The organism is Brevundimonas sp. 'scallop' (assembly GCF_011045535.1).
Lineage (GTDB): Bacteria > Pseudomonadota > Alphaproteobacteria > Caulobacterales > Caulobacteraceae > Brevundimonas > Brevundimonas vesicularis.
Genome location: NZ_CP039382.1, coordinates 302383 through 324625 on the forward strand (window position 1 = coordinate 302383; position 22243 = coordinate 324625).

Annotated in this window: 20 protein-coding genes, 3 tRNA genes and 3 rRNA genes; 8 read left to right on the forward strand and 18 right to left on the reverse strand. The window is 60.7% G+C overall.

The window, feature by feature from the left end; all coding sequences use genetic code 11:
• The first annotated feature begins 47 nt into the window (after positions 1-47).
• The gene (locus E4341_RS01450; protein ID WP_370458461.1) at positions 48-1382 is read left to right on the forward strand and encodes a DUF6538 domain-containing protein; all 1335 of its coding nucleotides are present in this window, start codon (positions 48-50) and stop codon (positions 1380-1382) included.
• Between the two features lie 57 nt (positions 1383-1439).
• On the opposite strand, the gene E4341_RS01455 is transcribed toward E4341_RS01450, so the two are convergent.
• Entirely contained in the window at positions 1440-1820 is a 381-nt protein-coding gene (locus E4341_RS01455) for a hypothetical protein (protein ID WP_165114613.1), read from the reverse strand.
• A gap of 345 nt (positions 1821-2165) precedes the next feature.
• On the opposite strand from E4341_RS01455, the gene E4341_RS01460 reads away from it, so the two are divergent.
• Complete coding sequence (locus tag E4341_RS01460) at positions 2166-2552, forward strand: hypothetical protein (RefSeq protein WP_165114616.1); 387 nt, start codon at positions 2166-2168, stop codon at positions 2550-2552.
• Between the two features lie 38 nt (positions 2553-2590).
• Here E4341_RS01460 and E4341_RS01465 read toward each other — a convergent pair whose 3' ends face one another.
• From E4341_RS01465 to E4341_RS01475, 3 genes are read right to left on the reverse strand one after another with little or no spacing between them, the layout of a single operon-like run.
• Positions 2591-3214, reverse strand: coding sequence for a recombinase family protein (locus E4341_RS01465; protein ID WP_165114619.1), 624 nt, complete (start codon positions 3212-3214; stop codon positions 2591-2593).
• Between the two features lie 35 nt (positions 3215-3249).
• The gene (locus E4341_RS01470) at positions 3250-3735 is read right to left on the reverse strand and encodes a GNAT family N-acetyltransferase (protein ID WP_165114626.1); all 486 of its coding nucleotides are present in this window, start codon (positions 3733-3735) and stop codon (positions 3250-3252) included.
• 31 nt (positions 3736-3766) lie between these two features.
• A complete protein-coding gene (locus E4341_RS01475; protein ID WP_045811927.1) occupies positions 3767-4003 on the reverse strand; it encodes a hypothetical protein in 237 nt (78 codons plus the stop codon).
• 1023 nt (positions 4004-5026) lie between these two features.
• Between E4341_RS01475 and E4341_RS01480 the strand changes: the two genes are divergently transcribed.
• The 4 genes from E4341_RS01480 to E4341_RS01495 all read left to right on the forward strand — a co-directional run bounded on the left by E4341_RS01480 (position 5027) and on the right by E4341_RS01495 (position 7245).
• Positions 5027-5380 (forward strand): type I restriction endonuclease, encoded by a 354-nt coding sequence (locus E4341_RS01480; protein WP_205751333.1) that lies wholly within the window; start codon positions 5027-5029, stop codon positions 5378-5380.
• 460 nt (positions 5381-5840) lie between these two features.
• The gene (locus E4341_RS01485; protein WP_240893646.1) at positions 5841-6647 is read left to right on the forward strand and encodes a TonB-dependent receptor domain-containing protein; all 807 of its coding nucleotides are present in this window, start codon (positions 5841-5843) and stop codon (positions 6645-6647) included.
• Positions 6648-6737: 90 nt separating this feature from the next.
• Positions 6738-6899: a hypothetical protein gene (locus tag E4341_RS01490; RefSeq protein ID WP_153923917.1), complete on the forward strand. Its 162-nt coding sequence runs from the start codon at positions 6738-6740 to the stop codon at positions 6897-6899.
• A 145-nt stretch (positions 6900-7044) separates the two neighbouring features.
• The gene (locus tag E4341_RS01495) at positions 7045-7245 is read left to right on the forward strand and encodes a helix-hairpin-helix domain-containing protein (RefSeq protein ID WP_165114629.1); all 201 of its coding nucleotides are present in this window, start codon (positions 7045-7047) and stop codon (positions 7243-7245) included.
• Between the two features lie 186 nt (positions 7246-7431).
• Here the strand turns inward: E4341_RS01495 and E4341_RS01500 are convergent.
• The 10 genes from E4341_RS01500 to E4341_RS01545 form a co-directional block, all read right to left on the reverse strand.
• Positions 7432-7508, reverse strand: a tRNA-Met gene (locus E4341_RS01500).
• A gap of 87 nt (positions 7509-7595) precedes the next feature.
• A 5S ribosomal RNA gene (gene rrf, locus E4341_RS01505) occupies positions 7596-7710 on the reverse strand.
• 85 nt (positions 7711-7795) lie between these two features.
• Positions 7796-10576: ribosomal RNA gene (locus E4341_RS01510) — 23S ribosomal RNA — on the reverse strand.
• A 199-nt stretch (positions 10577-10775) separates the two neighbouring features.
• Positions 10776-10851, reverse strand: a tRNA-Ala gene (locus E4341_RS01515).
• Between the two features lie 84 nt (positions 10852-10935).
• A tRNA-Ile gene (locus E4341_RS01520) sits at positions 10936-11012 on the reverse strand.
• A 221-nt stretch (positions 11013-11233) separates the two neighbouring features.
• Positions 11234-12694, reverse strand: a 16S ribosomal RNA gene (locus tag E4341_RS01525).
• Together the 16S, 23S and 5S rRNA genes with 3 tRNA genes alongside form the textbook arrangement of a ribosomal RNA operon.
• A 669-nt stretch (positions 12695-13363) precedes the next feature.
• The gene (locus E4341_RS01530) at positions 13364-13564 is read right to left on the reverse strand and encodes a hypothetical protein (protein WP_165114632.1); all 201 of its coding nucleotides are present in this window, start codon (positions 13562-13564) and stop codon (positions 13364-13366) included.
• 54 nt (positions 13565-13618) lie between these two features.
• Positions 13619-13909 (reverse strand): DUF167 domain-containing protein, encoded by a 291-nt coding sequence (locus E4341_RS01535; protein ID WP_165114635.1) that lies wholly within the window; start codon positions 13907-13909, stop codon positions 13619-13621.
• A gap of 76 nt (positions 13910-13985) precedes the next feature.
• Entirely contained in the window at positions 13986-14915 is a 930-nt protein-coding gene (locus E4341_RS01540; protein ID WP_091751778.1) for an electron transfer flavoprotein subunit alpha/FixB family protein, read from the reverse strand.
• 1 nt (position 14916) lies between these two features.
• A complete protein-coding gene (locus tag E4341_RS01545; RefSeq protein ID WP_165114638.1) occupies positions 14917-15681 on the reverse strand; it encodes an electron transfer flavoprotein subunit beta/FixA family protein in 765 nt (254 codons plus the stop codon).
• A 116-nt stretch (positions 15682-15797) separates the two neighbouring features.
• Here E4341_RS01545 and E4341_RS01550 point away from each other — a divergent pair, with 116 nt between their 5' ends.
• Positions 15798-16142: a hypothetical protein gene (locus E4341_RS01550; RefSeq protein WP_055755047.1), complete on the forward strand. Its 345-nt coding sequence runs from the start codon at positions 15798-15800 to the stop codon at positions 16140-16142.
• Between the two features lie 10 nt (positions 16143-16152).
• Here E4341_RS01550 and E4341_RS01555 read toward each other — a convergent pair whose 3' ends face one another.
• Entirely contained in the window at positions 16153-16725 is a 573-nt protein-coding gene (locus E4341_RS01555; RefSeq protein ID WP_165114641.1) for a cob(I)yrinic acid a,c-diamide adenosyltransferase, read from the reverse strand.
• A 2-nt stretch (positions 16726-16727) separates the two neighbouring features.
• A complete protein-coding gene (locus E4341_RS01560; RefSeq protein WP_055755048.1) occupies positions 16728-16931 on the reverse strand; it encodes a twin transmembrane helix small protein in 204 nt (67 codons plus the stop codon).
• A 157-nt stretch (positions 16932-17088) separates the two neighbouring features.
• Here E4341_RS01560 and E4341_RS01565 point away from each other — a divergent pair, with 157 nt between their 5' ends.
• On the forward strand, positions 17089-18243 hold the full coding sequence (locus E4341_RS01565; protein ID WP_091751784.1) for a hypothetical protein: 1155 nt from the start codon (positions 17089-17091) through the stop codon (positions 18241-18243).
• A 38-nt stretch (positions 18244-18281) separates the two neighbouring features.
• Here E4341_RS01565 and E4341_RS01570 read toward each other — a convergent pair whose 3' ends face one another.
• Positions 18282-19232, reverse strand: coding sequence for a hypothetical protein (locus E4341_RS01570; RefSeq protein WP_165114644.1), 951 nt, complete (start codon positions 19230-19232; stop codon positions 18282-18284).
• A gap of 82 nt (positions 19233-19314) precedes the next feature.
• Positions 19315-22227 (reverse strand): DNA polymerase I, encoded by a 2913-nt coding sequence (gene polA / locus E4341_RS01575; protein WP_165114647.1) that lies wholly within the window; start codon positions 22225-22227, stop codon positions 19315-19317.
• Positions 22228-22243 lie beyond the last annotated feature (16 nt).

The window sequence follows — 22243 nt, forward strand, 5'->3', positions numbered from 1 at the left end:
CGCATTTGGTCGAACGAGGTGGTGGTCGCATCTACTACCGGCGGCGGGTGCCCGAGGCCCTTCGGGGCATTATCGGCAGGAAAGAAATCTGGAGATCGTTGGGGACGGACAGCCCAACGGTGGCCAAGCGTCGCGCCCTACGAGTCGCCGCGCAGATCGAGCATGAGTTCGAAGTTGCGCGTTCGAAGGTCGGCCTGACCATCGATAAGATCGTGTTGGAGAGATTTGACGAACGCGCGCCAGTCGTGGCGGCGCCGATAGTCGCAGAAGCGGAAGCTCCGACCGGCGTCACGCTCGACGACCTCTACGATGCCTACATGAACGATCCGACGCGGGATTGGTCGCCGACTACGCGCATGGCCTACCAGACGACCAAGCGGACCGTGCTGTCGATCCTCGGCAAGGACACGCCAGTCCGAAGCATCACCCGTAGCCAATGCCGCGAGATGATCGAGGTCCTGCGTTGGCAGCCGCGCAACGCCTCAAAGTTGTTCCCCAAGCTCGATCCCATCGAAATCGCAGAACGAGCGAAGACCGAAGGACGCACGGACCTGATCAACGCCTCCAACATTAACACCTACCTGAACAAGCTCGGCGGGGTGCTGAACTGGGCGGTGAAGGAGGAATTGCTCGACCGCAATCCGGCGCAAGGCCTGCGCGTTCCCGACCCTGTGGCTCGCCGGGACAAGCGGCGTCCATTCGCTCCAGCCCAGTTGCAGGCGATTTTCTCGGCACCTCTCTACACCGGCTGCCGCGACGACGGACACGGCTACGCCACGCCCGGCCCAGAGCAACCCCGCAACGCTCGGTTCTGGATTCCCCTCTTGTCGCTTTTTGGTGGCCTACGTCTGAACGAGGCCTGCCAATTTGACGCAGCCGACATCCGGCGGGTCGACGAGGTGGACTGCTTCGTCATCACCGAAAGGTCGGAAGGCGAGCAGACCGACAAGCGACTGAAGACCGCCTCCAGCGAGCGCATCGTGCCGGTCCACGCGACCTTGCTCGATCTCGGGTTCATGGATTTTGTGCGCCAACGAAAGCGGGCTGGCGAGATTAAGCTGTTCGGCGAAGTGGCGATGGGGGCCACGGGGTATAGGTCTTCGACCTTCTCTGCGTGGTTTCGCCGCTTCGTCGTCAAAGCGGGAGCAGATTCACCAAAGACCTGCTTTCACAGCTTTCGGCACGGCTTCCGTGACGCCCTCCGTGAAGCGCGCATCGACCGTGACATCGCACTGGCGTTAGGCGGCTGGACGACAGCGAGCGGCGGCACTTCTGTTTTTGACGCCTATGGCAGCGGCTACCGGATGGCGACGTTGAAAGAAGCCATCGACCGCGTAAGCTATCCCGGTCTTGATCTGTCGCACCTCGCAATGCGGAGATAGTGCGGAAATGCTCGCAGCGTGTTGCTGATAGGTTTTGGGCACTTCATGCCGCTCACTTCAAAATCTATCGGTCCGAGGGAAGGCAGCAAGGCGTTCTATCAATTCCAGTCGCTCCGCCTTTAGGCGTGAAACTTCCCTCGCAATCAGCGCGCCTCCATCGCCAGTGCTGCTAAAAGAGTGGTCGAAATTATTTAGCTCTTCGTATCGTTTCAGGTCATCTCCCATCAGAAAGCCGGGATCAGGCGCGTATGGTTCAACTTCGGCCTCGTAGGTTATTATCAAATCGTCTATTTCGATTATTCTGTTCAGTATTGTTTGGCGTTCTGTGATGGAGTGGCCGTCTTTCCTTCCAGTGAACATCAGCTTCGGATCGCGATCTGGATCGTAGTTGGCTGGATCGCGTTCATTTGGGGGATCATTCCAACGAAATTTGGTCATCTGGGCTCCCTTGGTCTCAACGATCAGAACGCTTTAGCCCCTGATCGTCAGTCGAATTATGTAGCAAGGATGTGTAGCAATCGTCGAAAGACGGTCCGGCGGACGGTATTTCCGCAGCGTTTTCAACGATGTTTGGAAGGCTGGCGCACCCGACAGGATTCCTCGGGTGGTGGTTTTCCTCGGTCATAGCGGTGCCCCTGATCTGGAGCATCCAGCCATCGTGAGGGAAGCGATTCCCGTCAACGCTTTGAGCGACGATGGCTGGACGCCTATGACCGATCCTGTCGGCGCCGGGCGGTCACAACGTCAGCAAGGTGTAGTCGATTCCAAGGGGAGGAGATCGGGATGACACAGCGTTTTTCGAGCCTCGGCGATGCGGAGTTGAAGCATCTTTTGCTTGAGCTTCATCGGGCACCGATCACGTTCGAAGAGGAGGCGCGCGTCGCGCTGAATGATACTGCTCGTCGGCGCGGCTTGAGCATCGAGTCTGTTCTTGAGGAGAGCCGACAAACGGAACAGCATTTCGCTACCCAGATGTCGCTTGAGCGAGAGGTGAAAGAGCGGAAACGTGACCGTTTTTATCTCCGCTACGGGCGCGTCATGGGTGGCCTTGGGCTGGTGACGGCAACCGGCGTTGGCATCTTGTCTATGATTGCAGGACATGTCGGAGGCATGATCACAGCCTTTGCCACCGTCGCCTGTTCGTTGTGGCTAATGCTTCGGAAAAGCTGACGGTGCAGTCGAGGCTCACACCTCCGCCGTCCCTGACGTCAGGAGGCAACGCTCTCCAGACGGCCTTCCTCGACCGCGAGCATGGAGCGTTTGATGCGCTGGACCGATGCCGTGGAAGTGCCGGTCGCCTTCGCTACCGCTCGGATGCTCTGACCGTCCTTCAGGGCCTTCTCGACCCTCTCCACACGGTCGGGTGACAGACTGGGGCGACCGAACTGGACGCCTTTCGCACGAGCACGGGCGAGGCCCGCTCGGACCCTGCCCCTGATCAGTTCGCGCTCAAATTCGGAGAACACGGCCAACATCTGGAAGAGCATCCTGCCGGAGGGTGTGCTCGTATCGACGGACTGCTGGTGCAGATAGAGGTCGCAGCCACGGGCTTGGATGTCGGACAGGAAGGCCACCAGATCGCTCAAGGAGCGTCCCAGACGGTCCACCGCATAAGCCGCGCAGATGTCGATCTCTCGCCGGTGGATCGCCTTCAAGAGGGCGTCGTAGCCCGGCCTCTGGTCCCGGCCCTTGGCGCCCGAGATCGCCTGATCCTCGAACACCCGCACGATGGTCCAGCCCGCCTTTTCGCCGACGTCGGTGAGGATGCGTATCTGGTTCTCGACCGTTTGCTGGTCGGTCGAACATCTGACGTAGAGGCCGCATCGCTTCATCCATCAGAAGGTCTCATGGATCGGCGGGGCGTCAATCAGATCGGCGCGGAGAGGGCCTTGGCCATGCGGTAGTTGCGGAAGGTCTCTCCCCGGAGTTCGACGTCCTGCGCCTCGATCACCTCGAAGCCGTTGCGTTCGAAGAACGGGCGGGCGGTGATGCTGGCCTCGGTGAACAGCCGGTCGATGCCGTGTCGGTTCGCATGGTCGTGGATGTGATCCAGCAGGGCACGCGCGACGCCTCGGCCTTGGTGGTCTGCGTGGACGAACATCATGTCGATGTGGCCGTCTGGCTCCAGATCGCTGAAGCCCGCGATTTCTCCGGCGACTTCCGCCACGAAGGTCGGTCGGCCGCCGAGGCGCGTCGCCCACTGCTCTCGGTTCACAGCGACCGGCGCCCATGCGTCGATCTGGGTCGGGCTGTAGTCCCGGCTGGCCACATGCCTCACTGATCCAGCGAACAGGTCGATCAGCACATCGAGGTCTTCCGCGCGGTAGGCGCGGATGTGGATGGTCTCGTTCATGGCGTCGCCTGATGTCAGAGGGGCGGCGCCTTTAGCTGGGCGAGCGGATGTCGTCCAAGGGCATGACGAACATCTGGCTGTAGCCTTGGTGGCCATCGCTGGTCGTGAAGACGACGAACTCCTCGCCCGCTTGTTCTGCCGCCTCGCGCACGATGTTGCTGAACTCGTCGATGTGGTCAGGCTTGCCGATCAGCGTGAAGCCGTCCCGCTCGACCTTTACGTCGTAGGCGGGGGCGCCGCGCTTCAGCTTGTCGAGCAGCCGTCCCATCGACCGTTAGAAAAACACCGATCATTTTGTCGGTCAAGCCGAGTGGGCCTGTGGTTTTCGCGGGTGTCTTTCAGCACGCCGAAAACGGAGTCTGGGAGGCCCGGATTTGCTGGGGTCTGGAGGGCGAATTTCGGAGGGGTTTTTGTCACGGCGCCAATAGGGCCAATAGCCCCGGCCTAAACCTGTCGCTTGCGTGCTTGGTCGGCCTTCGGCCTCGTCACCTGAATTCTCTGGCGCCGACGACATGAACCTTCTTCAGGTCAGCAGGTCGATGAACGACACGACGTCAGTCGGGTCGATCACGGCCATGCTGAACGTCGGGGCCGGAGCGGAACGCGACGGGCGCGGCCGATCAGTTTGGTCATGTGACCTATCGCCGGGACGGCCAACCGCCGAGGCGGTCGTCCGCTCCTGACGATGATGGCCATGGATCGCGTCAGCCGCCGTTGACGGTCGGCCTCCTCGATCCACGCCAGTCATTCGTCCGTCGTTGCAGAATTTCGCTACCTCGGTCCCGAGAGCCAAGGCCCGAAAATGTCGCCCGATGTCTTATAAGAGAACACGCAGGCGACATTTTCTTCAGACCTTCGCACGCACGATTACCCCACGATCCAGCCACCATGCCCGAACCCTATCGGCGCTATTGGCGCCAATGACAGACAGAGGAATGGGCGACGTGATTACTAAAGACGAAATGGTGAACGCCCTTCGTCGGGCAGCAGCCGACCATGAGGAAGAGGTTGCCGGTGCCACCGCCAATGGAAACTGGCGTGCAGCCTTCGAGGCCCGGCTCACGAACCTAATTTGGCGAACGATTGCACTGTCACTCGAACTGGGCGTTGCGGCCTCACAGTTCAATCCGGCGACCGATCCCGTTCTCCTTGCACGTCGACTGAAGGTAGACTGCGATACTGCGTTGGCGACCATGACGCCAAGTCCAGACAAAGCAGGGCCATTTCACAAACTGACATCTATCAGAGACGTCTTGCGGGGCACCCTTGATGCGGTTGGTGTGCTGGAAGGGTGGACCGGATCTACAGCGACCTGTCCACCCTGTCGGACAACGAGGAATGGCAGCGGCGTCTGCGCGGCGCCTATTCCCGGCGACTGAAGGGCGAAGCCAAGGATCGGCCGGTCGCCCTGATCGACTTCAAGCGGCCCGATAGGAACCGCTACCACGTTGTGCGCCAGTTCAAGGTCGAGGCGCAGCGAACCCGCATCGCCGATCTGGTGGTGTTCGTGAACGGCATCCCATTGGTCGTGATCGAGGCGAAGTGCCCGCTGAAGGCGGCGGATGCGGGGGCAGTTGATCGGCACGTTGTAGGAATCGGTCGAGCAGCCGAGCCAACGTGGAGGTCGGACGCATCACGGCGATAGCTCCAGCTACCACCTCATCGGTCGCTTTCGAGTTCAGTGCCTGAATGAAGCCAATGGCCTGATTAAACATCAGGGCTTCGCCGCCGCTGTCGATCCGCTCCAGCGTGTTGGCATGACGCCAGCGCGGCTCCAACGCTTGCAGGACATCCAACTTCCGGCATGTGATCCGGCCTGAACCGCGCAAAGCGTCGGCGGCTCGCCCATCACTTTCGGCGAGGAGGGCGCACAGAGCGAGGTAGTCCTTTGCGCGCGGCAGAGGTCGTTCGCCGATCTGCGTCAACATGTTGGGCAAGCCTTCGGGGACTTCACCGAACGCCCGTCGCAGGATGTCGCTGGGTCGGTGTGAGCCTCGACTGCACCGTCAGCTTTTCCGAAGCATTAGCCACAACGAACAGGCGACGGTGGCAAAGGCTGTGATCATGGCCTGCGCTATGACCGGCGCGAACTCAGCGGCACGCCCATCGGCGGCGCAAGCGAAGTCACGCGCGAGTTCGACAACTGGTCGGCGTCTGCCGCCGCCTTCATCCGCCCGACCACCGGCCTGTTCCTGGGCCTCAGCCTGGCCCACAACGAGCGCGCGCCCAGCGAGGTCGAACTGTTCGCCGATGGGGTCCACATCGCCACCGCCGCCTACGAGACCGGCGACCTGACGCTGAACTCCGAGAAGGTGACGACGCTGGAGGGCACCGCCCACTATGATCGCGGCCGGTTCACCGGCGATCTGCACGTTTATCACTCCTGGTATAACGGCTTCATCGACGAACGGCCGACGGGCGACCAGTTCTACTTCGAGGAAGAGGACGAGTTCTTCCCCATCTATCGGTTCGTCCAGACCGACGCGAAGTTCTATGGCTTCGAGCTGGAAGGCGCCTATGCGCTTTGGCAGGACGGCGATCGCAAACTGTCGCTGGAAGGCGCGGCCGACTATGTCCACGCCCAGACGGACTTCGGCCCTGCCGCGCGGATCCCGCCCTACTCCGTCACCGGACGTCTGGCCTGGACATCGACCAAGTTCGACGCCAGCGCCGAGGTTCGCCACGTCGGAGAACAGGACCGGGTCGCTAACGAATTCGAACTGCCGACCGACGACTACACCCTGGTCAACGCCTCGGTCGCGGTCCGTCCCTTCGCCCAGCAGAACGTCACCCTGTTCGCCGAGGCGCGGAACCTGACGGACGAGGAAGCCCGCGAACACGTGTCCTTCCTCAAGGACATCGCCCCTCTGCCCGGCCGCAATCTTCGGGTCGGCGTCGCCTACCGCTTCTGACGAACATCGAGAGCCTTCGGCGCAGCCTTGGTTGCGCCGAACGCTCACACGCGTCGGCGAACGCGAACCGCCTCCGTGCGTTGATCGCCCATGACCGACAAAGAACCCCGCAAAGTCCCGATTGGCTACGAAGACCGGCCCGACAAGCCGACACGCGGCGCCTTTCGCATCACGGCTCTCGCCATAGCGGCCGCAGCCGTCGTCTTCCTGACGCTGATCGCGGTCGTCGTCATGCGAAGCGGCGGGATCTAGGGGCTCAGGGCCTTCCGACCTGCATCAGGGCGCGGCTTGCTGCACGTCCTTTCCAAGCGCTTGAACGTTTCACCAGCCGGCGAAGTCGCCAGCCCGCGCAACCCTGCGGCCACCGGCCGCGAGGCTCTACTACGGACCGCGAGAGATGATTGATTTAAACATCGCCACTGCGGCCGAACTCGATGGCGTCGAAATCCTGCGTGGCCATGGGTTTGAGATTGTCCGCTATCGTGAGGAACGCGGTCTGTTCACCAGCCTTCGCCAGCTCGACGAAGTGCCGGGTCTTGCCCAAAAAACGGATGGCGTCGCAGCGCACCTTTACGTCGAACCTGCCGACGCCACCTAGGCGATGTCTTCCATCAAACGGGTGTCCATAACCTCGGTGACGTAATGCTGCCGCATGGATTCCTATCTGTTGGAATGTTGGGCAGGTTCGGTCTTCAGGTACACGGGAGTTTGACCGCAACTCGGCATCTAGTCATCAAACCGCAGAAAGCCCCACGGCTTTTGGCGGTGGGGCTTTTTGGTATTGTGGGTGCGGGAGTAGGATTTGAACCTACGACCTTCAGGTTATGAGCCTGACGAGCTACCGGGCTGCTCCATCCCGCGGCAAACGGTAGTGTATCGAGAAGGAAGAACGGTTCGAGAAGGACCGCGATTGCGGTGTTTGTTCATCATCGGCTGTCCGCCTGGTAGACCCGGCGGCGACCTACTCTCCCGCGCCTTGAGACGAAGTACCATTGGCTCTGGAGGGCTTAACGACCGAGTTCGGAATGGGATCGGGTGGGGAACCTCCGACATAGCCACCAGGTCAACCAGGGGGACAGCGGATGATGAGAAGACATTGTCTGCGATCGTTCTGGTCTGAACGATCATCGAATGAGTTTTGCTGAGAAACGATCAAACCGATCGGATTATTAGTACCAGTAAGCTTCATGGGTCGCCCCACTTCCACACCTGGCCTATCAACGTGGTAGTCTTCCACGATCCTCAGCGAAGCCTTGTTTTGAGGTTAGTTTCCCGCTTAGATGCTTTCAGCGGTTATCTATTCCATACTTAGCTACCCTGCTGCACAGCTGGCGCCATGACAGGTACACCAGAGGTATGTCCATCCCGGTCCTCTCGTACTAGGGACAGATCCTCTCAAGCTTCGAACACCCACGGCAGATAGGGACCAAACTGTCTCACGACGTTCTGAACCCAGCTCACGTACCACTTTAAATGGCGAACAGCCATACCCTTGGGACCTGCTCCAGCCCCAGGATGTGATGAGCCGACATCGAGGTGCCAAACTTTGCCGTCGATATGGACTCTTGGGCAAAATCAGCCTGTTATCCCTAGAGTACCTTTTATCCGTTGAGCGATGGCCCTTCCACTCGGGACCACCGGATCACTATGGCCGACTTTCGTCTCTGCTCGACTTGTCAGTCTCGCAGTCAGGCGGGCTTATGCCATTGCACTCGACGACCGATTTCCGACCGGTCTGAGCCCACCATCGCGCGCCTCCGTTACACTTTAGGAGGCGACCGCCCCAGTCAAACTACCCACCACGCCATGTCCCGGGACCGGATAACGGCCCTCGGTTAGACGTCAACGACAGTAAGGGTGGTATTTCAAGGACGACTCCACCAGAGCTGGCGCCCCGGTTTCATAGTCTCCCACCTATCCTACACATACGGTCGCTAACGCCAAGGCGAAGCTATAGTAAAGGTTCATAGGGTCTTTCCGTCTGACCGCGGGAACCCCGCATCTTCACGGGGAATTCAATTTCACTGAGCCTATGCTGGAGACAGTGGGGAAGTCGTTACGCCATTCGTGCAGGTCGGAACTTACCCGACAAGGAATTTCGCTACCTTAGGACCGTTATAGTTACGGCCGCCGTTTACCTGGGCTTCAGTTCGACGCTTTCACATCTCCCTTTAACCTTCAGGCACCGGGCAGGCGTCAGACCCTATACGTCGCATTGCTGCTTCGCAGAGCCCTGTGTTTTTGCTAAACAGTCGCTACCCCCTGGCTTGTGCCACTCAGTCCTGCTTGCGCAAGGTGAGTCACGCTTATTCCGAAGTTACGCGTGCAATTTGCCGAGTTCCTTCAGCATAGTTCTCTCAAACGCCTTGGTATGCTCTACCTGACCACCTGTGTCGGTTTCGGGTACGGTCTCTGCTGGAGTTATTTCCTGGGACAACGCCCCCGCACACACAATCCAATAAGTGGGTACGAGTTAAGCCATCCGTCACTTCCAGCTGGTGCAGGAATATTTACCTGCTTCCCATCGACTACGCTTTTCAGCCTCGCCTTAGGGGCCGACTAACCCTGCGCAGATTAGCTTTACGCAGGAACCCTTGGTCTTTCGGCGAGAGTGTCTCTCACACTCTTATCGTTACTCATGTCAGCATTCTCACTTCCGATACCTCCAGCCAGGCTCACGCCTGACCTTCACCGGCCTACGGAACGCTCCGCTACCGCTTGCAGTAAACTGCAAACCCATATCTTCGGCGCACGGCTTGAGCCCCGTTACATTTTCCGCGCAGGATCGCTTGATCAGTGAGCTGTTACGCTTTCTTTAAAGGATGGCTGCTTCTAAGCCAACCTCCTGATTGTCAAAGCAATCCCACATCGTTTCCCACTTAGCCGTGACTTGGGGGCCTTAGATGATGGTTAGGGTTGTTTCCCTTTTCACGACGGACGTTAGCACCCGCCGTGTGTCTGCCCGATAGTTCTCTTGGGTATTCGGAGTTTGGTTAGTATTGGTACCGCTCGCGCAGCCCGCAACCATCCAGTGCTCTACCCCCCAAGGAATTCGTCGGACGCTCTACCTAAATAGATTTCGCGGAGAACCAGCTATGTCCAGGTTTGATTGGCCTTTCACCCCTATCCACAAGTCATCCCAGAATTTTTCAACATTCACGGGTTCGGTCCTCCAGTTGGTGTTACCCAACCTTCAACCTGCTCATGGATAGATCACCTGGTTTCGGGTCGTCATACGTCGAACTTAGCGCCCTATTCAGACTCGCTTTCGCTGCGCCTACACCTAACGGCTTAAGCTTGCTCGACACATGAAGTCGCTGACCCATTATACAAAAGGTACGCCGTCACCGCGCTTGGCGGCTCCGACTGCTTGTAGGCTTCCGATTTCAGGATCTGTTTCACTCCCCTTGTCGGGGTGCTTTTCACCTTTCCCTCACGGTACTTGTTCACTATCGGTCGTAGAGGAGTACTTAGGCTTGGAGGGTGGTCCCCCCATGTTCAGACAGGATTTCACGTGTCCCGCCCTACTCGAGTCTCTTGCTGTTTGATGACTACGGGGCTTTCACCCACTATGGCCGACCTTTCCAGATCGTTCGTCTTTATTTCACAAGAGCACTGGCCTGGTCCCGGTTCGCTCGCCACTACTACGGGAGTCTCGGTTGATGTCCTTTCCTCCGGGTACTGAGATGTTTCAGTTCCCCGGGTTCGCTTAATGAAGCCTATGTATTCAGCTCATTATACCTTTGAACAATCCGCCAATCGCTGCTTCCGAAGAAACAGAGTTGGAAGACTGTAAAGGTGGGTTTCCCCATTCGGAAATAACCGGATCAAAGGGTGCTAGCGCCTCCCCGGTTCTTATCGCAGCTTGCCACGTCCTTCATCGCCTCTCTACGCCAAGGCATCCGTCAGAAGCCCTTCAACGTTTGATCGTTTCTCAGCAAAACTCATGCTTGGTTTATTCCGCCCGACTGGAAAGATGCCGGGGGACCAAGCCTGATTTTTGTCAGACAATGTCTTCTTCTCGAACAGGACCTCAAAGCTCAGGGGAGCCGGTCACGTTCTTCCTTTACGATATCAATGCCAGCCGGCGAGCGCCGACGGGCAATTCTTGATGCGATCACAAGATCCTGGTGGAGCCAGACGGAGTCGAACCGACGACATCCTGCTTGCAAAGCAGGCGCTCTACCAACTGAGCTATGGCCCCATTCCATCAGGAATAGTGCGAAGCCCAGGAGAGCTGTCGGCGATGCCGTCTTGAGGCTGAGAACCCCCAGCGAACCAGAAGTCCTGGTAGGCCCGGGCAGACTCGAACTGCCGACCTTACGCTTATCAGGCGTACGCTCTAACCACCTGAGCTACGGGCCTATGGCAGCGACAGCCGGGTCATAGACACCCAGGCTCGCGATCGCGTCACCAACTCAACGACCCGTATGGTCGAGGCGTCGATGACGAAAGTGGAAAGAGAAACGGAGACGGCGGCGTTCCGCCGTTTGTGCCTAGCGCTATCGCATTGCTGCTTGAGCGCATCAGCTATTGGAGCCTCAATAGACAGTCTCGTGAGAGACGGCCTGGAGAAGCATCCTTAGAAAGGAGGTGATCCAGCCGCAGGTTCCCCTACGGCTACCTTGTTACGACTTCACCCCAGTCGCTGACCCTACCGTGGTCGCCTGCCTCCTTGCGGTCAGCGCAGCGCCTTCGGGTAGAACCAACTCCCATGGTGTGACGGGCGGTGTGTACAAGGCCCGGGAACGTATTCACCGCGGCATGCTGATCCGCGATTACTAGCGATTCCAACTTCATGCCCTCGAGTTGCAGAGGACAATCCGAACTGAGACGACTTTTAAGGATTAACCCTCTGTAGTCGCCATTGTAGCACGTGTGTAGCCCACCCTGTAAGGGCCATGAGGACTTGACGTCATCCCCACCTTCCTCCGGCTTAGCACCGGCAGTCCCATTAGAGTTCCCAACTAAATGATGGCAACTAATGGCGAGGGTTGCGCTCGTTGCGGGACTTAACCCAACATCTCACGACACGAGCTGACGACAGCCATGCAGCACCTGTGTCCTAGTCCCCGAAGGGAAAGCCAGATCTCTCTGGCGGTCCAGGCATGTCAAAAGGTGGTAAGGTTCTGCGCGTTGCTTCGAATTAAACCACATGCTCCACCGCTTGTGCGGGCCCCCGTCAATTCCTTTGAGTTTTAATCTTGCGACCGTACTCCCCAGGCGGATTGCTTAATGCGTTAGCTGCGTCACCGAAATGCATGCATCCCGACAACTAGCAATCATCGTTTACGGCGTGGACTACCAGGGTATCTAATCCTGTTTGCTCCCCACGCTTTCGAGCCTCAGCGTCAGTAATGAGCCAGTGTGTCGCCTTCGCCACTGGTGTTCTTCCGAATATCTACGAATTTCACCTCTACACTCGGAGTTCCACACACCTCTCTCATACTCAAGACACCCAGTATCAAAGGCAATTCCGAGGTTGAGCCCCGGGATTTCACCCCTGACTTAAATGTCCGCCTACGCTCCCTTTACGCCCAGTAATTCCGAGCAACGCTAGCCCCCTTCGTATTACCGCGGCTGCTGGCACGAAGTTAGCCGGGGCTTCTTCTCCGGGTACCGTCATTATCGTCCCCGGTGAAAGAATTTTACAATCCTAAGACCTTCATCATTCACGCGGCATGGCTGCGTCAGGCTTTCGCCCATTGCGCAAGATTCCCCACTGCTGCCTCCCGTAGGAGTTTGGGCCGTGTCTCAGTCCCAATGTGGCTGATCATCCTCTCAGACCAGCTACTGATCGTCGCCTTGGTGAGCCTTTACCTCACCAACTAGCTAATCAGACGCGGGCCGCTCTAAAGGCGATAAATCTTTCCCCCGAAGGGCACATTCGGTATTAGCACAAGTTTCCCTGAGTTATTCCGAACCTAAAGGCACGTTCCCACGTGTTACTCACCCGTCCGCCACTAACTCCGAAGAGTTCGTTCGACTTGCATGTGTTAGGCCTGCCGCCAGCGTTCGCTCTGAGCCAGGATCAAACTCTCAGGTTGAGTTGACTTCTGACCTAAGCTTGAAGACCACCGAAGCGGTCTTGGCATTAGTTCTACGTATTTTATTGACGAGTTCCCACGTCATCGATCCGAAGACCGACGCATGGTATCTTTTCAAAAAGACCGCAGATAGTCAGTGTCGTATGATGACCTTCTAGGGTCATCGCAAGAACACCGCCGCCTGCGTTTCTCTTTCCAAATCAACAATGTCAAAGACCTGGAACCTCCGAAGAGGCCCGACCGTTTAGCGCCGTGTCGTCGGCGGAGGCGGCGATTTAGAGAACCGCAAACCCCGTGTCAACCGCTCTTTTCAGAGATCTTTCGGAGAGAAGAGCGAACCCTTCAGACCGCAAGAAACCACCGGAGGAAAGCGAGGCTTACCTCTAAAAACCCGTCGGCGATTCGATTGGAGCGCGGAACCTAGTGAAACCAACCGATGAAAGCAAGAAGTTTTTCGCTTCTTTCTTCCCTGAAACCGTGAGGACCTAAACCCCCGCGGCCCGCCGGCCGGCCCGTTTCCGAGCGAGGCGGCTCTATACGGAGAGGCGGATTTGTCAGCAAGCGGATTCTGACCAACAGGGGGAAGTTTCTCGCAGACTCATGATCGTCGATCAGGAATCGCAGTCCCAGAGCGCGTTCGGGACCGGCAAATACAGGCGTTTCGCCTTCTCAGGCCCCGCCGAGACGCGACATCAGTTCTGGATCCTGCTCAGAGGCCGCGACCTCAGCATCGAAGGCGCGTTGGGCGTCCGCCTCTTCCGAGAAAGTCGCCGGGTCGGACAGCCGCAGGCTTGAGACCCTATAGACATCGTCCTTCTGCTCGAGCGTGACGCCGCTGCGGGCGTGGAGGATGCGGGCGTCCATCGTCATTGGGCTGGTCTCCTGTTCCGATGCAGAACGCATCAATCGGCCGGATGGCTCTCCTCAATCGCCAGAAAGACCGTCGACGAGGCGCGAGCGCAGCTCTTCGTCATCCAGTCCCTGTACGACGATCATTTTCGAGCGCGACTGTCCGCCGCGTCCCACGCTGATCGACGACTTCGGCACGCCAAGGCTTTTGGCCAGCATCCGGATCAGGGCGTCGTTGGCCTCTCCCTCGATCGGACGGGCGCGGACGCGCACCTTGAGCACGGGTCGTCCCTCGGCGTCGGTCGCCCAGCCATCAATGCGATCGGCCGCAGCGCCGGGCTGCAGCCTTACAGGCAAGTTCGCCATGCGGTCCTCTACGGGCAAGAAAAAGGGCGCGGCTCCGATCGGCGCCGCGCCCTCTTCAGATCGATTCGACCTGGGCCTAGCCCAAGGCGGCCATCAGTTCCGGCACCACCGTCTTGTAGTCGCCGACCAGACCATAGTCCGCGACCTGGAAGATCGGGGCGTCCGCGTCCTTGTTGATGGCGACGATGGTCTTGGAGTCCTTCATCCCGGCCAGGTGCTGAATCGCGCCCGAGATGCCGATGGCGATGTAGAGCGCCGGGGCGACCACCTTGCCGGTCTGACCGACCTGATAGTCGTTGGGCGCATAGCCGGCGTCGACCGCTGCGCGCGAGGCGCCGATGGCGGCGCCCAGCTTGTCGGCAAGCGGCTCCATCACGGCATGGAACTCGTCCGCCGAGCCCAGGGCGCGACCGCCCGAGACGATGATCTTGGCGGCGCCCAGTTCGGGCCGGTCCGACTTGACCATTTCCTCGGACACGAAGGCCGTCTTGGGCGCATCGGCGCCGGCGACGCTCTCGACCGCAGCCGATCCGCCCTCGGCGGCGGCGGCGAAGGCGGTCGGGCGCACCGTGATCACCTTCTTGGCGTCGGCCGACTGGATCGTCTCCAGCGCATTGCCGGCATAGATGGGGCGCACGAAGGTATCGGCCGACACCACCTCGATGATGTCCGAGATCGGCGCGACATCCAGCTTGGCGGCCAAACGCGGGGCGAAGTTCTTTCCGTCCGTAGTCGCAGGCGTCAGGATGGCGTCGTAGCCCCCGGCCAGCGGCAGGACGGTCGCCTCGACCGCCTCAGCCAGCATCTTGCCCAGACCGGCGCTATCAGCCAGCAGCACCTTGCGGACGCCCGCGATCTTGGCGGCGCTATCGGCGGCGGCCTGCGCCCCCTGCCCCAGAACCAGGACATCCACATCGGACGAGAGGCCCAGCGCCGCGGTCACGGTCTTGTGGGTGGTGTCGCGAACGGTCGAACCGTCGTGATCGGCGATGACGAGGACAGCCATATTACAGCGCTCCCGCAGACTTGAGCTTGGAAACCAGTTCGGCCGCATCGGCCACCTTGACGCCGGCCGACCGCTTGGGCGGCTCGGTGACCTTGATGACCTTCAGGCGGTCGGCGACATCGACGCCGTAGTCGGCGACCGCCTTCATGGCGATCTCCTTCTTCTTGGCCTTCATGATGTTCGGCAGGGAGGCGTAGCGCGGCGTGTTCAGCCGCAGGTCCACCGTCACCACCGCCGGCAGTTCGGCGGCGATCGTCTGCAGGCCGCCATCGACCTCGCGCGTGACCGTGGCCTTGCCGGCATCGATCACCAGTTTGCCGGCGAAGGTCGCCTGCGGCCAGTCCAGCAGGGCGGCCAGCATCTGACCCACCGCATTGTTGTCGCCGTCGATCGACTGTTTGCCCATCAGGACCACGTCGGGCTTTTCTTCCTCGACCACCGCCTTCAGCAGCTTGGCGACCGCCAGCGGCTCAAGATCCGTGTCCGACTGAATCAGCAGACCCCGATCCGCGCCCATGGCCAGCGCCGTGCGGATGGTTTCCTGCGCCTGGGTCACCCCGATGGAGACCACGACGATTTCCGTCGCGGTGCCAGCAGCATGGTGTTCCTTGCCTTCCTTCAGACGAACCGCCTCTTCGACGGCGATCTCGTCGAAGGGGTTCATGCTCATCTTGACGTTGGCCAGATCGACGCCCGACTGATCCGCCTTGACGCGGGCCTTGACGTTATAGTCGATCACCCGTTTGACGGGGACGAGTACCTTCATGGGTCTATCCGTGAAATCGCCTGAATGTGTGGGCAGGACATGGAGCGGTCGCGAAGGCCTGTCAACGTAACGTGGGGTCAAGCTATGGCTTCGATCCCTATCCAACGGACCACGAGATGAAGCGTTTCCTGACCTTTCCCCGCCTGGCGATGATCTTCTTCGGCCTGTTCGGCATCACAGTCGTCGGGATTTTCGCCCTTCAGGACTACTGGGTCGCGCCCGGCAAACGCTGCGAGGCGGCGGGCAAATGGTACGACATGGAAAGCCGCATCTGCGCCCAGCCTATCTCCATCGCCCAGATCACCGGCCGCCCCAATGGCGTGTCGCGCGCCGAGGCTTCGGCCGAGAAGAACCGGGAGCTGGTTCGCATCGAACAGGATCTCGCCGCCCAGAGCCGCGCCCGAGCCGCAGAGGCCGAGCGTCAGAAAGCCGCACTGGCGGCGGCGCGTCCCGCCGCCTGACCGGTTTCGCCTAGCGGGTCGCGCCGGGCTTCCATTTGATGTCGCTGGCGCCGTTGGCGTTGGCGCGTCGAGCCGCGACAAACAGATGGTCGGACAGGCGGTTCAGATATTTGACCGCCTCGACGTTCACGGCCTCGCCGTTTTCGATCAGACGCACCGCCTCGCGTTCGGCCCGTCGGCAGACGGTGCGCGCGACATGCAGATGGGCCGACAAGGGCGCACCGCCCGGCAGGATGAAGCTGTCGAGCGCCTTCAGGCTCTCGTTCATCCAGTCGATTTCCTGCTCAAGGCGCGCAACCTGGCTCTCGACGATGCGCAAAGCCTCCCAGGCCGGCGGCGGGTCTAGAGGCGTGGCCAGATCGGCGCCCAGATCGAACAGCTCATTCTGGATCCGGCCCAGCATGGCGTCGATCCGGTCGTTCTGGCCGCTGTTCAGCCGGGCGACCCCGATCACCGCGTTCAGCTCATCCACCGCGCCATAGGCCTCGACCCGAGCATTGCTTTTGGAAACTGGCGCGCCAGACGCCAGCCGCGTGCGACCGTCATCGCCCGTGCGGGTGTAGATCTTGTTCAACGTCACCATGATCAGGCCCCCTGCGTCGCCTTCCACATCATGCCGACGACCAGCAGGATGACGGCCACCGCCTGAAGCCCGACGCGCAGCCGCATCAGCTTGTTGGAATGGCTGCGCGCGTAGTCCCCGCCCCGGAACAGCGAATAGAGGCCGAAGCCCAAGGTGATCGTCACGGCCAGGATCGCGAGGATAATCAGAATGTCGAAAATCTGCATGCCGCCGTTCTAGACCCGGATCGCCGTCACGCGCCAGCGCAGCGCTCAAAGCCATTGTCCGACGCGCAGGATCGAACGGCAGAAGTTCGCCGACCGAAGATATTTTATTTCCCGAGCTAAGCCATTTGGTGACGATTGTTGGCGTAACGTCAGCGCCATGACTGATCGCGCCGTCCGCAACCTGGAGCACCTCAAGAGCTCGGCCTCCACAGCTCGCGTGCTGAATCTGCTGCGTGTGTGGGAGGAGAACGGCGACAGCGCGCCCGACGGCGCCGTACGCAATCCCGACTGGGCGGCGCGTCCGATCTTCCGTACGGCGGCCCTGAACCGCGCCCTCATCATCAAACATCGTCTGCGGCGCAACGAGACCGATCTGTTCACCGGCCGACGCCAGGTGGCGACCAAGGTCGTCATCCCCATCGACGATGCGGACCTGAAGACCGGCGGCCGATACGTCTTCGTCAATCAGATCGGCTTTGAGCGGATGATGATGGAGGCGTTCGGCGTTGCGCCCAACCACCCCGATATCGAAACCCTGCGCCTGATCGACAAATTGCCGTCGCTGGACCCCTTTTTGCTGCGCGAGCAATTGCGTCGCGGCGGCCTGGACCCCTCGCCCTGCTACTTCTCGATCAGCGACAGTGATCTTCAGCGAATGCTGGCCTTCGTCCGCAGCGAGATCGAGCCGCTGGTGACGCTCAGCCTCGGCGCGGATACGGTGGCCGTGAATTCGGATTCCGCCGGGCGGATGGCGTCCAAGATTCTGTCGAACACGCCCGGCGATCAGCTGGACGCCCTGCGATTGACCCTGCGCCTGGCGCCCGAACAATATCAGGAGGGCGTCTTCTGCTGGAAAGGCTTCCTCTATTACAAGTGGACGCTTGCCGCCCTGCTGGGCGAGGTCGCCGGGGTCGCCGAGGCCGTGCGCACCATCAAGCCCGTCGGCAAGGTCGATCGCGCCGCCAAGGAATATCTGGCGCGCAGCCGCGATGTCCTGCGCGGCCGCATCATCAAGACCTGCGACGAAGTCAGCCGCACCTTGCGCGTCTATGACGACGCCTACGCCAAATTGACCCAGGAAGGCCGCCCGATCGCCTTCCGCGACTTCCTGCTGGACGCTCCCTCCATGTTCGCCAAGCTGGGGGACCAGCTAGGCGCCGTCCAGCACATCGTCAGCTACTGGCGCTTCCGCTTCGGCCCGTCGGCCTCTCCGGTGAACGTCGAGGAGCTGATGGACATCTTCATGGACTTCGAAACCGGCCTGCTCGGCCGCGGCGAACTTCCCGACGATATCGGCATGATCGCGGCGTAGCGTACGTTACGACGGCGGGCTGGCCTAAATTCATACCGCTAGTCGTCTATGACCGCTCTATCAGAAGCAGCTTTCATCGCTCGTGCGGAGGACGCTAATGCCGACGCTTGGTTACCGATTTGGATGCGGGTCAGGTCGGATTGGTAAAGTCCGTCCAGATAGGCCCTGTCCCAACTCGTCAAACCCGATGGCGCATCTTCGGGATTTGAAAACAGATTGAGGATTGTTGCAAAATCTCTGGTCTGTGCTGCGGGGTCGATCTGGGCAAAGGCTACCATAGACAGGTAGTCGCTCAGTTGATCTATGGAGGCGCTTTGCACCTGATCGACATCTAAAATGATGAGTATATGATAAAGAAAGTCAGAGATTGATGAACGCAGGCGGGTGGGGCTTGTTACGCGAACACTTGGCGCGTAGGCTAAAACATCGTTACCGTCCAACCCCATCGCAAGTGTGTTGTAGTATCCGGGCAGTCTAACGGCGACTTCGCCTGTTTCGGCATTACCGGGATAACTGACCTGCCACCAGCGCACAGGACGGTCAGTGTTGATAAAAGCATCGAGCTTCGCCCGGCCTTGATCAGTGCCGCTGCCGCCTGTGTGGAACGCCCTGAACGACTGCGACACAAGTGCTCCAGCCAGTTTCGATGGCTGATCTGAAGCTGTGACCTTGATGTTTGGCCGACAGCCCGGCGCCCCCACCTGGAGGCCCAGTCCGCGAGCCGTATCCCCCAGACGATCCGCAATTTCCTGAGCCACATCGGCGCGCAGATTGATGATCCCAATACAGACGCCATCCCGCCAACGCGCCAAACCTCTTGCGCCAGCAGGATCGGCTACAGCGCCAACGTATTGTTCGGCTGCATCCTCGAATCTCCGGGCGTTGACGATGACGTCTTCAACTTGAACAGGGCCGCTCGCATTCGAAGGCTGTATCGCCTGACCTCCGCCAGCCAGTAAAACCGTTGCGAATAAAAGCCCAACAGACATATCTCAGCCCCGCAGACCACAAACCTCGGATTGTTCTTAACCTAACCTGAAAGCGTTTTCAATTTCATTGCTCATGTAACGATCAGTGCGCCGCGTCCCAGTTCGACGCCGCGCGGGCATCCACTACGAGGGGTACGGTCAGGACCACGGCTGGGTCCGACGCGTTTTCCATCACGCGTTTGATGACGGCGATGGCGCGGTCGGCCTCGGCTTCCGGCGCCTCGAACACCAGTTCGTCGTGGACCTGGAGCAGCATCTTCGTCGCCAGACCGGCCTCGGTCAGGGCAGCGGGCATGCGGATCATGGCGCGGCGGATGATGTCGGCGGCGGCGCCCTGGATCGGGGCGTTGATGGCGGCGCGCTCGCCGAACTGGCGTTCGGCGCCCGACTTCGAGTGGATGGCGGGGATGTGGATGCGGCGGCCGAAGACGGTCGAGACGAAGCCCGTCTGGCGCACCTCGGCCTTGGTCTTGTCCATATAGGCGCGGATGCCGGGGAAGCGTTCGAAATAGGTCTTGATATAGGCCCCCGCCTCGCCCTGATCGATGCCCAGCTGGTTGGCGAGGCCGAAGGCCGAGATGCCGTAGACGATGCCGAAGTTGATGGCCTTGGCCCGGCGACGGGTTTCGGACGGCATGCCCTCGACGGGGACGCCGAACATCTCCGAGGCCGTGGCGGCGTGAATGTCCAAACCGGCCTTGAAGGCGCGCTTCAGCTCGGGGATGTCGCCGATATGGGCCAAAAGGCGCAGCTCGATCTGGCTGTAGTCGGCGCTGATCAGGACATTGCCGGGCGCGGCGATGAAGGCCTGGCGGATCTCGCGGCCCGTCTCGGTGCGGATCGGGATGTTCTGCAGGTTGGGATCGCTGGACGCCAGGCGGCCCGTGGTGGCGGCGGCCAGTTGATAGCTGGTGTGAACGCGGTCCGTCTTGGGATCGGCGGCCGCGGTCAAGGCGTCCGTGTATGTGCCCTTCAGCTTGGACAGCTGGCGCCAGTCCAGGATCGCGCGCGGCAGATCGTGGCTGAGCGCCAGTTCCTCCAGCACGCTGGCGTCGGTGCCCCACTGACCCGAGGCGGTCTTCTTGCCGCCCGGCAGGTTCAGTTCGCCGAACAGGATCTCGCCGATCTGGCGCGGCGAGCCGATGTTGAAGGGGCGCCCTGCGATCTCATGGGCCTGGGCCTCCAGCTCGGCCATGCGCAGGCCGAACTCGCTGGACAGACGCTTCAGCCGGTCGGGATCGATGCGGACCCCGTTCAGCTCCATGTCCGCCAGCACCGTCGGCATGCCGCGCTCCAGCGTCTCATAGACGGTGGACAGGCCCTCCCGCGCCAGACGGGGTTTCAGGATACGCCACAGCCGCAGCGTCACATCCGCATCCTCGGCGGCATATTCCGAGGCCGGTTTCAGCGCGACGTGCTTGAAGGATTTCTGGCTCTTGCCCGTACCCGCCACGCTCTTGAATGCGATCGGCTCGTGGCCCAGGTGCAGGCGCGCCAGCTCGTCCATTCCGTGCCCGTGCAGTCCGCCCTCTAGCACATAGGAGATCAGCATGGTGTCGTCATAAGGCGCGACGCGGATGCCTCGACGCGCCATGACGGCGATGTCGTATTTGGCGTTCTGAAGCACCTTCAAGACCGACGGGTCTTCCAGCAACGTCTTCAGCTTGGCCAGGGTCGTGGGCTTGTCCAGCTGATGGATCGGCTCGGGCACCTCTCCCGCTTCGCCAAAGAGACCGCCCTCGCCGGCCTGCGGCTCGTGCTCATGCGTCAGGGGGATGTAGCAGGCCTCGTTCGGCCCCACCGCCAACGACACGCCGCACAGTCCCGCATGGGTCGCCGACAGCGTATCGGTCTCGGTGTCGAAGCCGACGACGCCGACCTCGGTCGCGCGCGCGATCCAGCGATCCAGGGCCTCTTCGGTCTGGACGCATTCATAGGCCGCGTGATCGAAGGTCTGGACCTCGACCGGGCCTTCGACGACCTGGCCGTAGCGAGGGGTCGCGACCGGCGCGTTCAGGTTCGGCGCACGCTTGGGCGCAAAGGCGGAGACGTCGCTGGGTCCCGCCTTGCCGTCGCCGACGCGGCGCTGCAGCGAGCGGAACTCCATCGTCTCCAGAAAGGCCGACAGGATCGCGGGATCGGGATCGCGCACGGCGAAATCGTCAATCGCCTCGGGCGCCGGCGCATCGCAGGTCAGGCGCACCAGCTCGCGCGACAGCCGGATCTGGTCGGCGAAGTCGATGAGAGTCTGGCGGCGCTTGGGCTGTTTGATCTCACCGGCGCTGGCCAACAGGGTGTCCAGATTGCCGTATTCGTCCAGCAGCTGCGCCGCCGTCTTCGGTCCGATGCCTGGCGCGCCGGGGACATTGTCCACGCTGTCGCCGATCAGGGCCTGCAGATCGACCATCTTCTCGGGGCCGACGCCGAACTTTTCGAAGACCTCAGGCTCGGCCAGACGCCGGTCCTTCATTGGATCCCACATCACGACGCCGCCGCCGATCAGTTGCATCAAATCCTTGTCGGACGAGACGATCACCGCCTCCCCGCCCGCATCGCGCGCCTTGCAGGCGTAGGTCGCGATCAGGTCGTCGGCCTCGTACCCGGGCAGTTCGACGCAATGGACGCCGAACGCCGCCGTCGCTTCGCGCACCAGCGGAAACTGCGGGACCAGATCCTCGGGCGGCGGTGGACGATGGGCCTTGTACTGATCGTACAGGGTGTTGCGGAACGTCTTTTCCGAATGGTCGAAGATGGCCACCAGATGGGTGGGGCCATCGGCGCCCTTCATGTCCTTCAGCAGCTTCCACAACATGTTGCAGTAGCCCTGGACCGCGCCGACCGGCAGGCCGTCGGACTTTCTCGTTAATGGCGGCAGGGCGTGATAGGCGCGAAAGATATAGGCCGAGGCGTCGATCATCCACAGACGCAGCGCAGGGCCGTCCTGCGTCATCTGGCGTTCAGTTTCTGGATTTTTGGGCGCAGTCGTCTCGGTCATGGCGGGAACATAGGGC

What these genes read in the sequence shown, in the direction of transcription:
- E4341_RS01540 (WP_091751778.1), bottom strand. Translation starts at nt 14,915, where the DNA reads ATGGCTGTCCTCGTCATCGCCGATCACGACGGTTCGACCGTTCGCGAC.
- E4341_RS01495 (WP_165114629.1), top strand. Translation starts at nt 7,045, where the DNA reads ATGATTGATTTAAACATCGCCACTGCGGCCGAACTCGATGGCGTCGAA.
- E4341_RS01465 (WP_165114619.1), bottom strand. Translation starts at nt 3,214, where the DNA reads ATGAAGCGATGCGGCCTCTACGTCAGATGTTCGACCGACCAGCAAACG.
- E4341_RS01530 (WP_165114632.1), bottom strand. Translation starts at nt 13,564, where the DNA reads ATGACGATGGACGCCCGCATCCTCCACGCCCGCAGCGGCGTCACGCTC.
- E4341_RS01460 (WP_165114616.1), top strand. Translation starts at nt 2,166, where the DNA reads ATGACACAGCGTTTTTCGAGCCTCGGCGATGCGGAGTTGAAGCATCTT.
- E4341_RS01490 (WP_153923917.1), top strand. Translation starts at nt 6,738, where the DNA reads ATGACCGACAAAGAACCCCGCAAAGTCCCGATTGGCTACGAAGACCGG.
- E4341_RS01455 (WP_165114613.1), bottom strand. Translation starts at nt 1,820, where the DNA reads ATGACCAAATTTCGTTGGAATGATCCCCCAAATGAACGCGATCCAGCC.
- E4341_RS01535 (WP_165114635.1), bottom strand. Translation starts at nt 13,909, where the DNA reads ATGGCGAACTTGCCTGTAAGGCTGCAGCCCGGCGCTGCGGCCGATCGC.
- E4341_RS01470 (WP_165114626.1), bottom strand. Translation starts at nt 3,735, where the DNA reads ATGAACGAGACCATCCACATCCGCGCCTACCGCGCGGAAGACCTCGAT.
- E4341_RS01545 (WP_165114638.1), bottom strand. Translation starts at nt 15,681, where the DNA reads ATGAAGGTACTCGTCCCCGTCAAACGGGTGATCGACTATAACGTCAAG.
- E4341_RS01565 (WP_091751784.1), top strand. Translation starts at nt 17,089, where the DNA reads ATGACTGATCGCGCCGTCCGCAACCTGGAGCACCTCAAGAGCTCGGCC.
- E4341_RS01550 (WP_055755047.1), top strand. Translation starts at nt 15,798, where the DNA reads ATGAAGCGTTTCCTGACCTTTCCCCGCCTGGCGATGATCTTCTTCGGC.
- E4341_RS01555 (WP_165114641.1), bottom strand. Translation starts at nt 16,725, where the DNA reads ATGGTGACGTTGAACAAGATCTACACCCGCACGGGCGATGACGGTCGC.
- E4341_RS01560 (WP_055755048.1), bottom strand. Translation starts at nt 16,931, where the DNA reads ATGCAGATTTTCGACATTCTGATTATCCTCGCGATCCTGGCCGTGACG.
- polA (WP_165114647.1), bottom strand. Translation starts at nt 22,227, where the DNA reads ATGACCGAGACGACTGCGCCCAAAAATCCAGAAACTGAACGCCAGATG.
- E4341_RS01475 (WP_045811927.1), bottom strand. Translation starts at nt 4,003, where the DNA reads ATGGGACGGCTGCTCGACAAGCTGAAGCGCGGCGCCCCCGCCTACGAC.
- E4341_RS01570 (WP_165114644.1), bottom strand. Translation starts at nt 19,232, where the DNA reads ATGTCTGTTGGGCTTTTATTCGCAACGGTTTTACTGGCTGGCGGAGGT.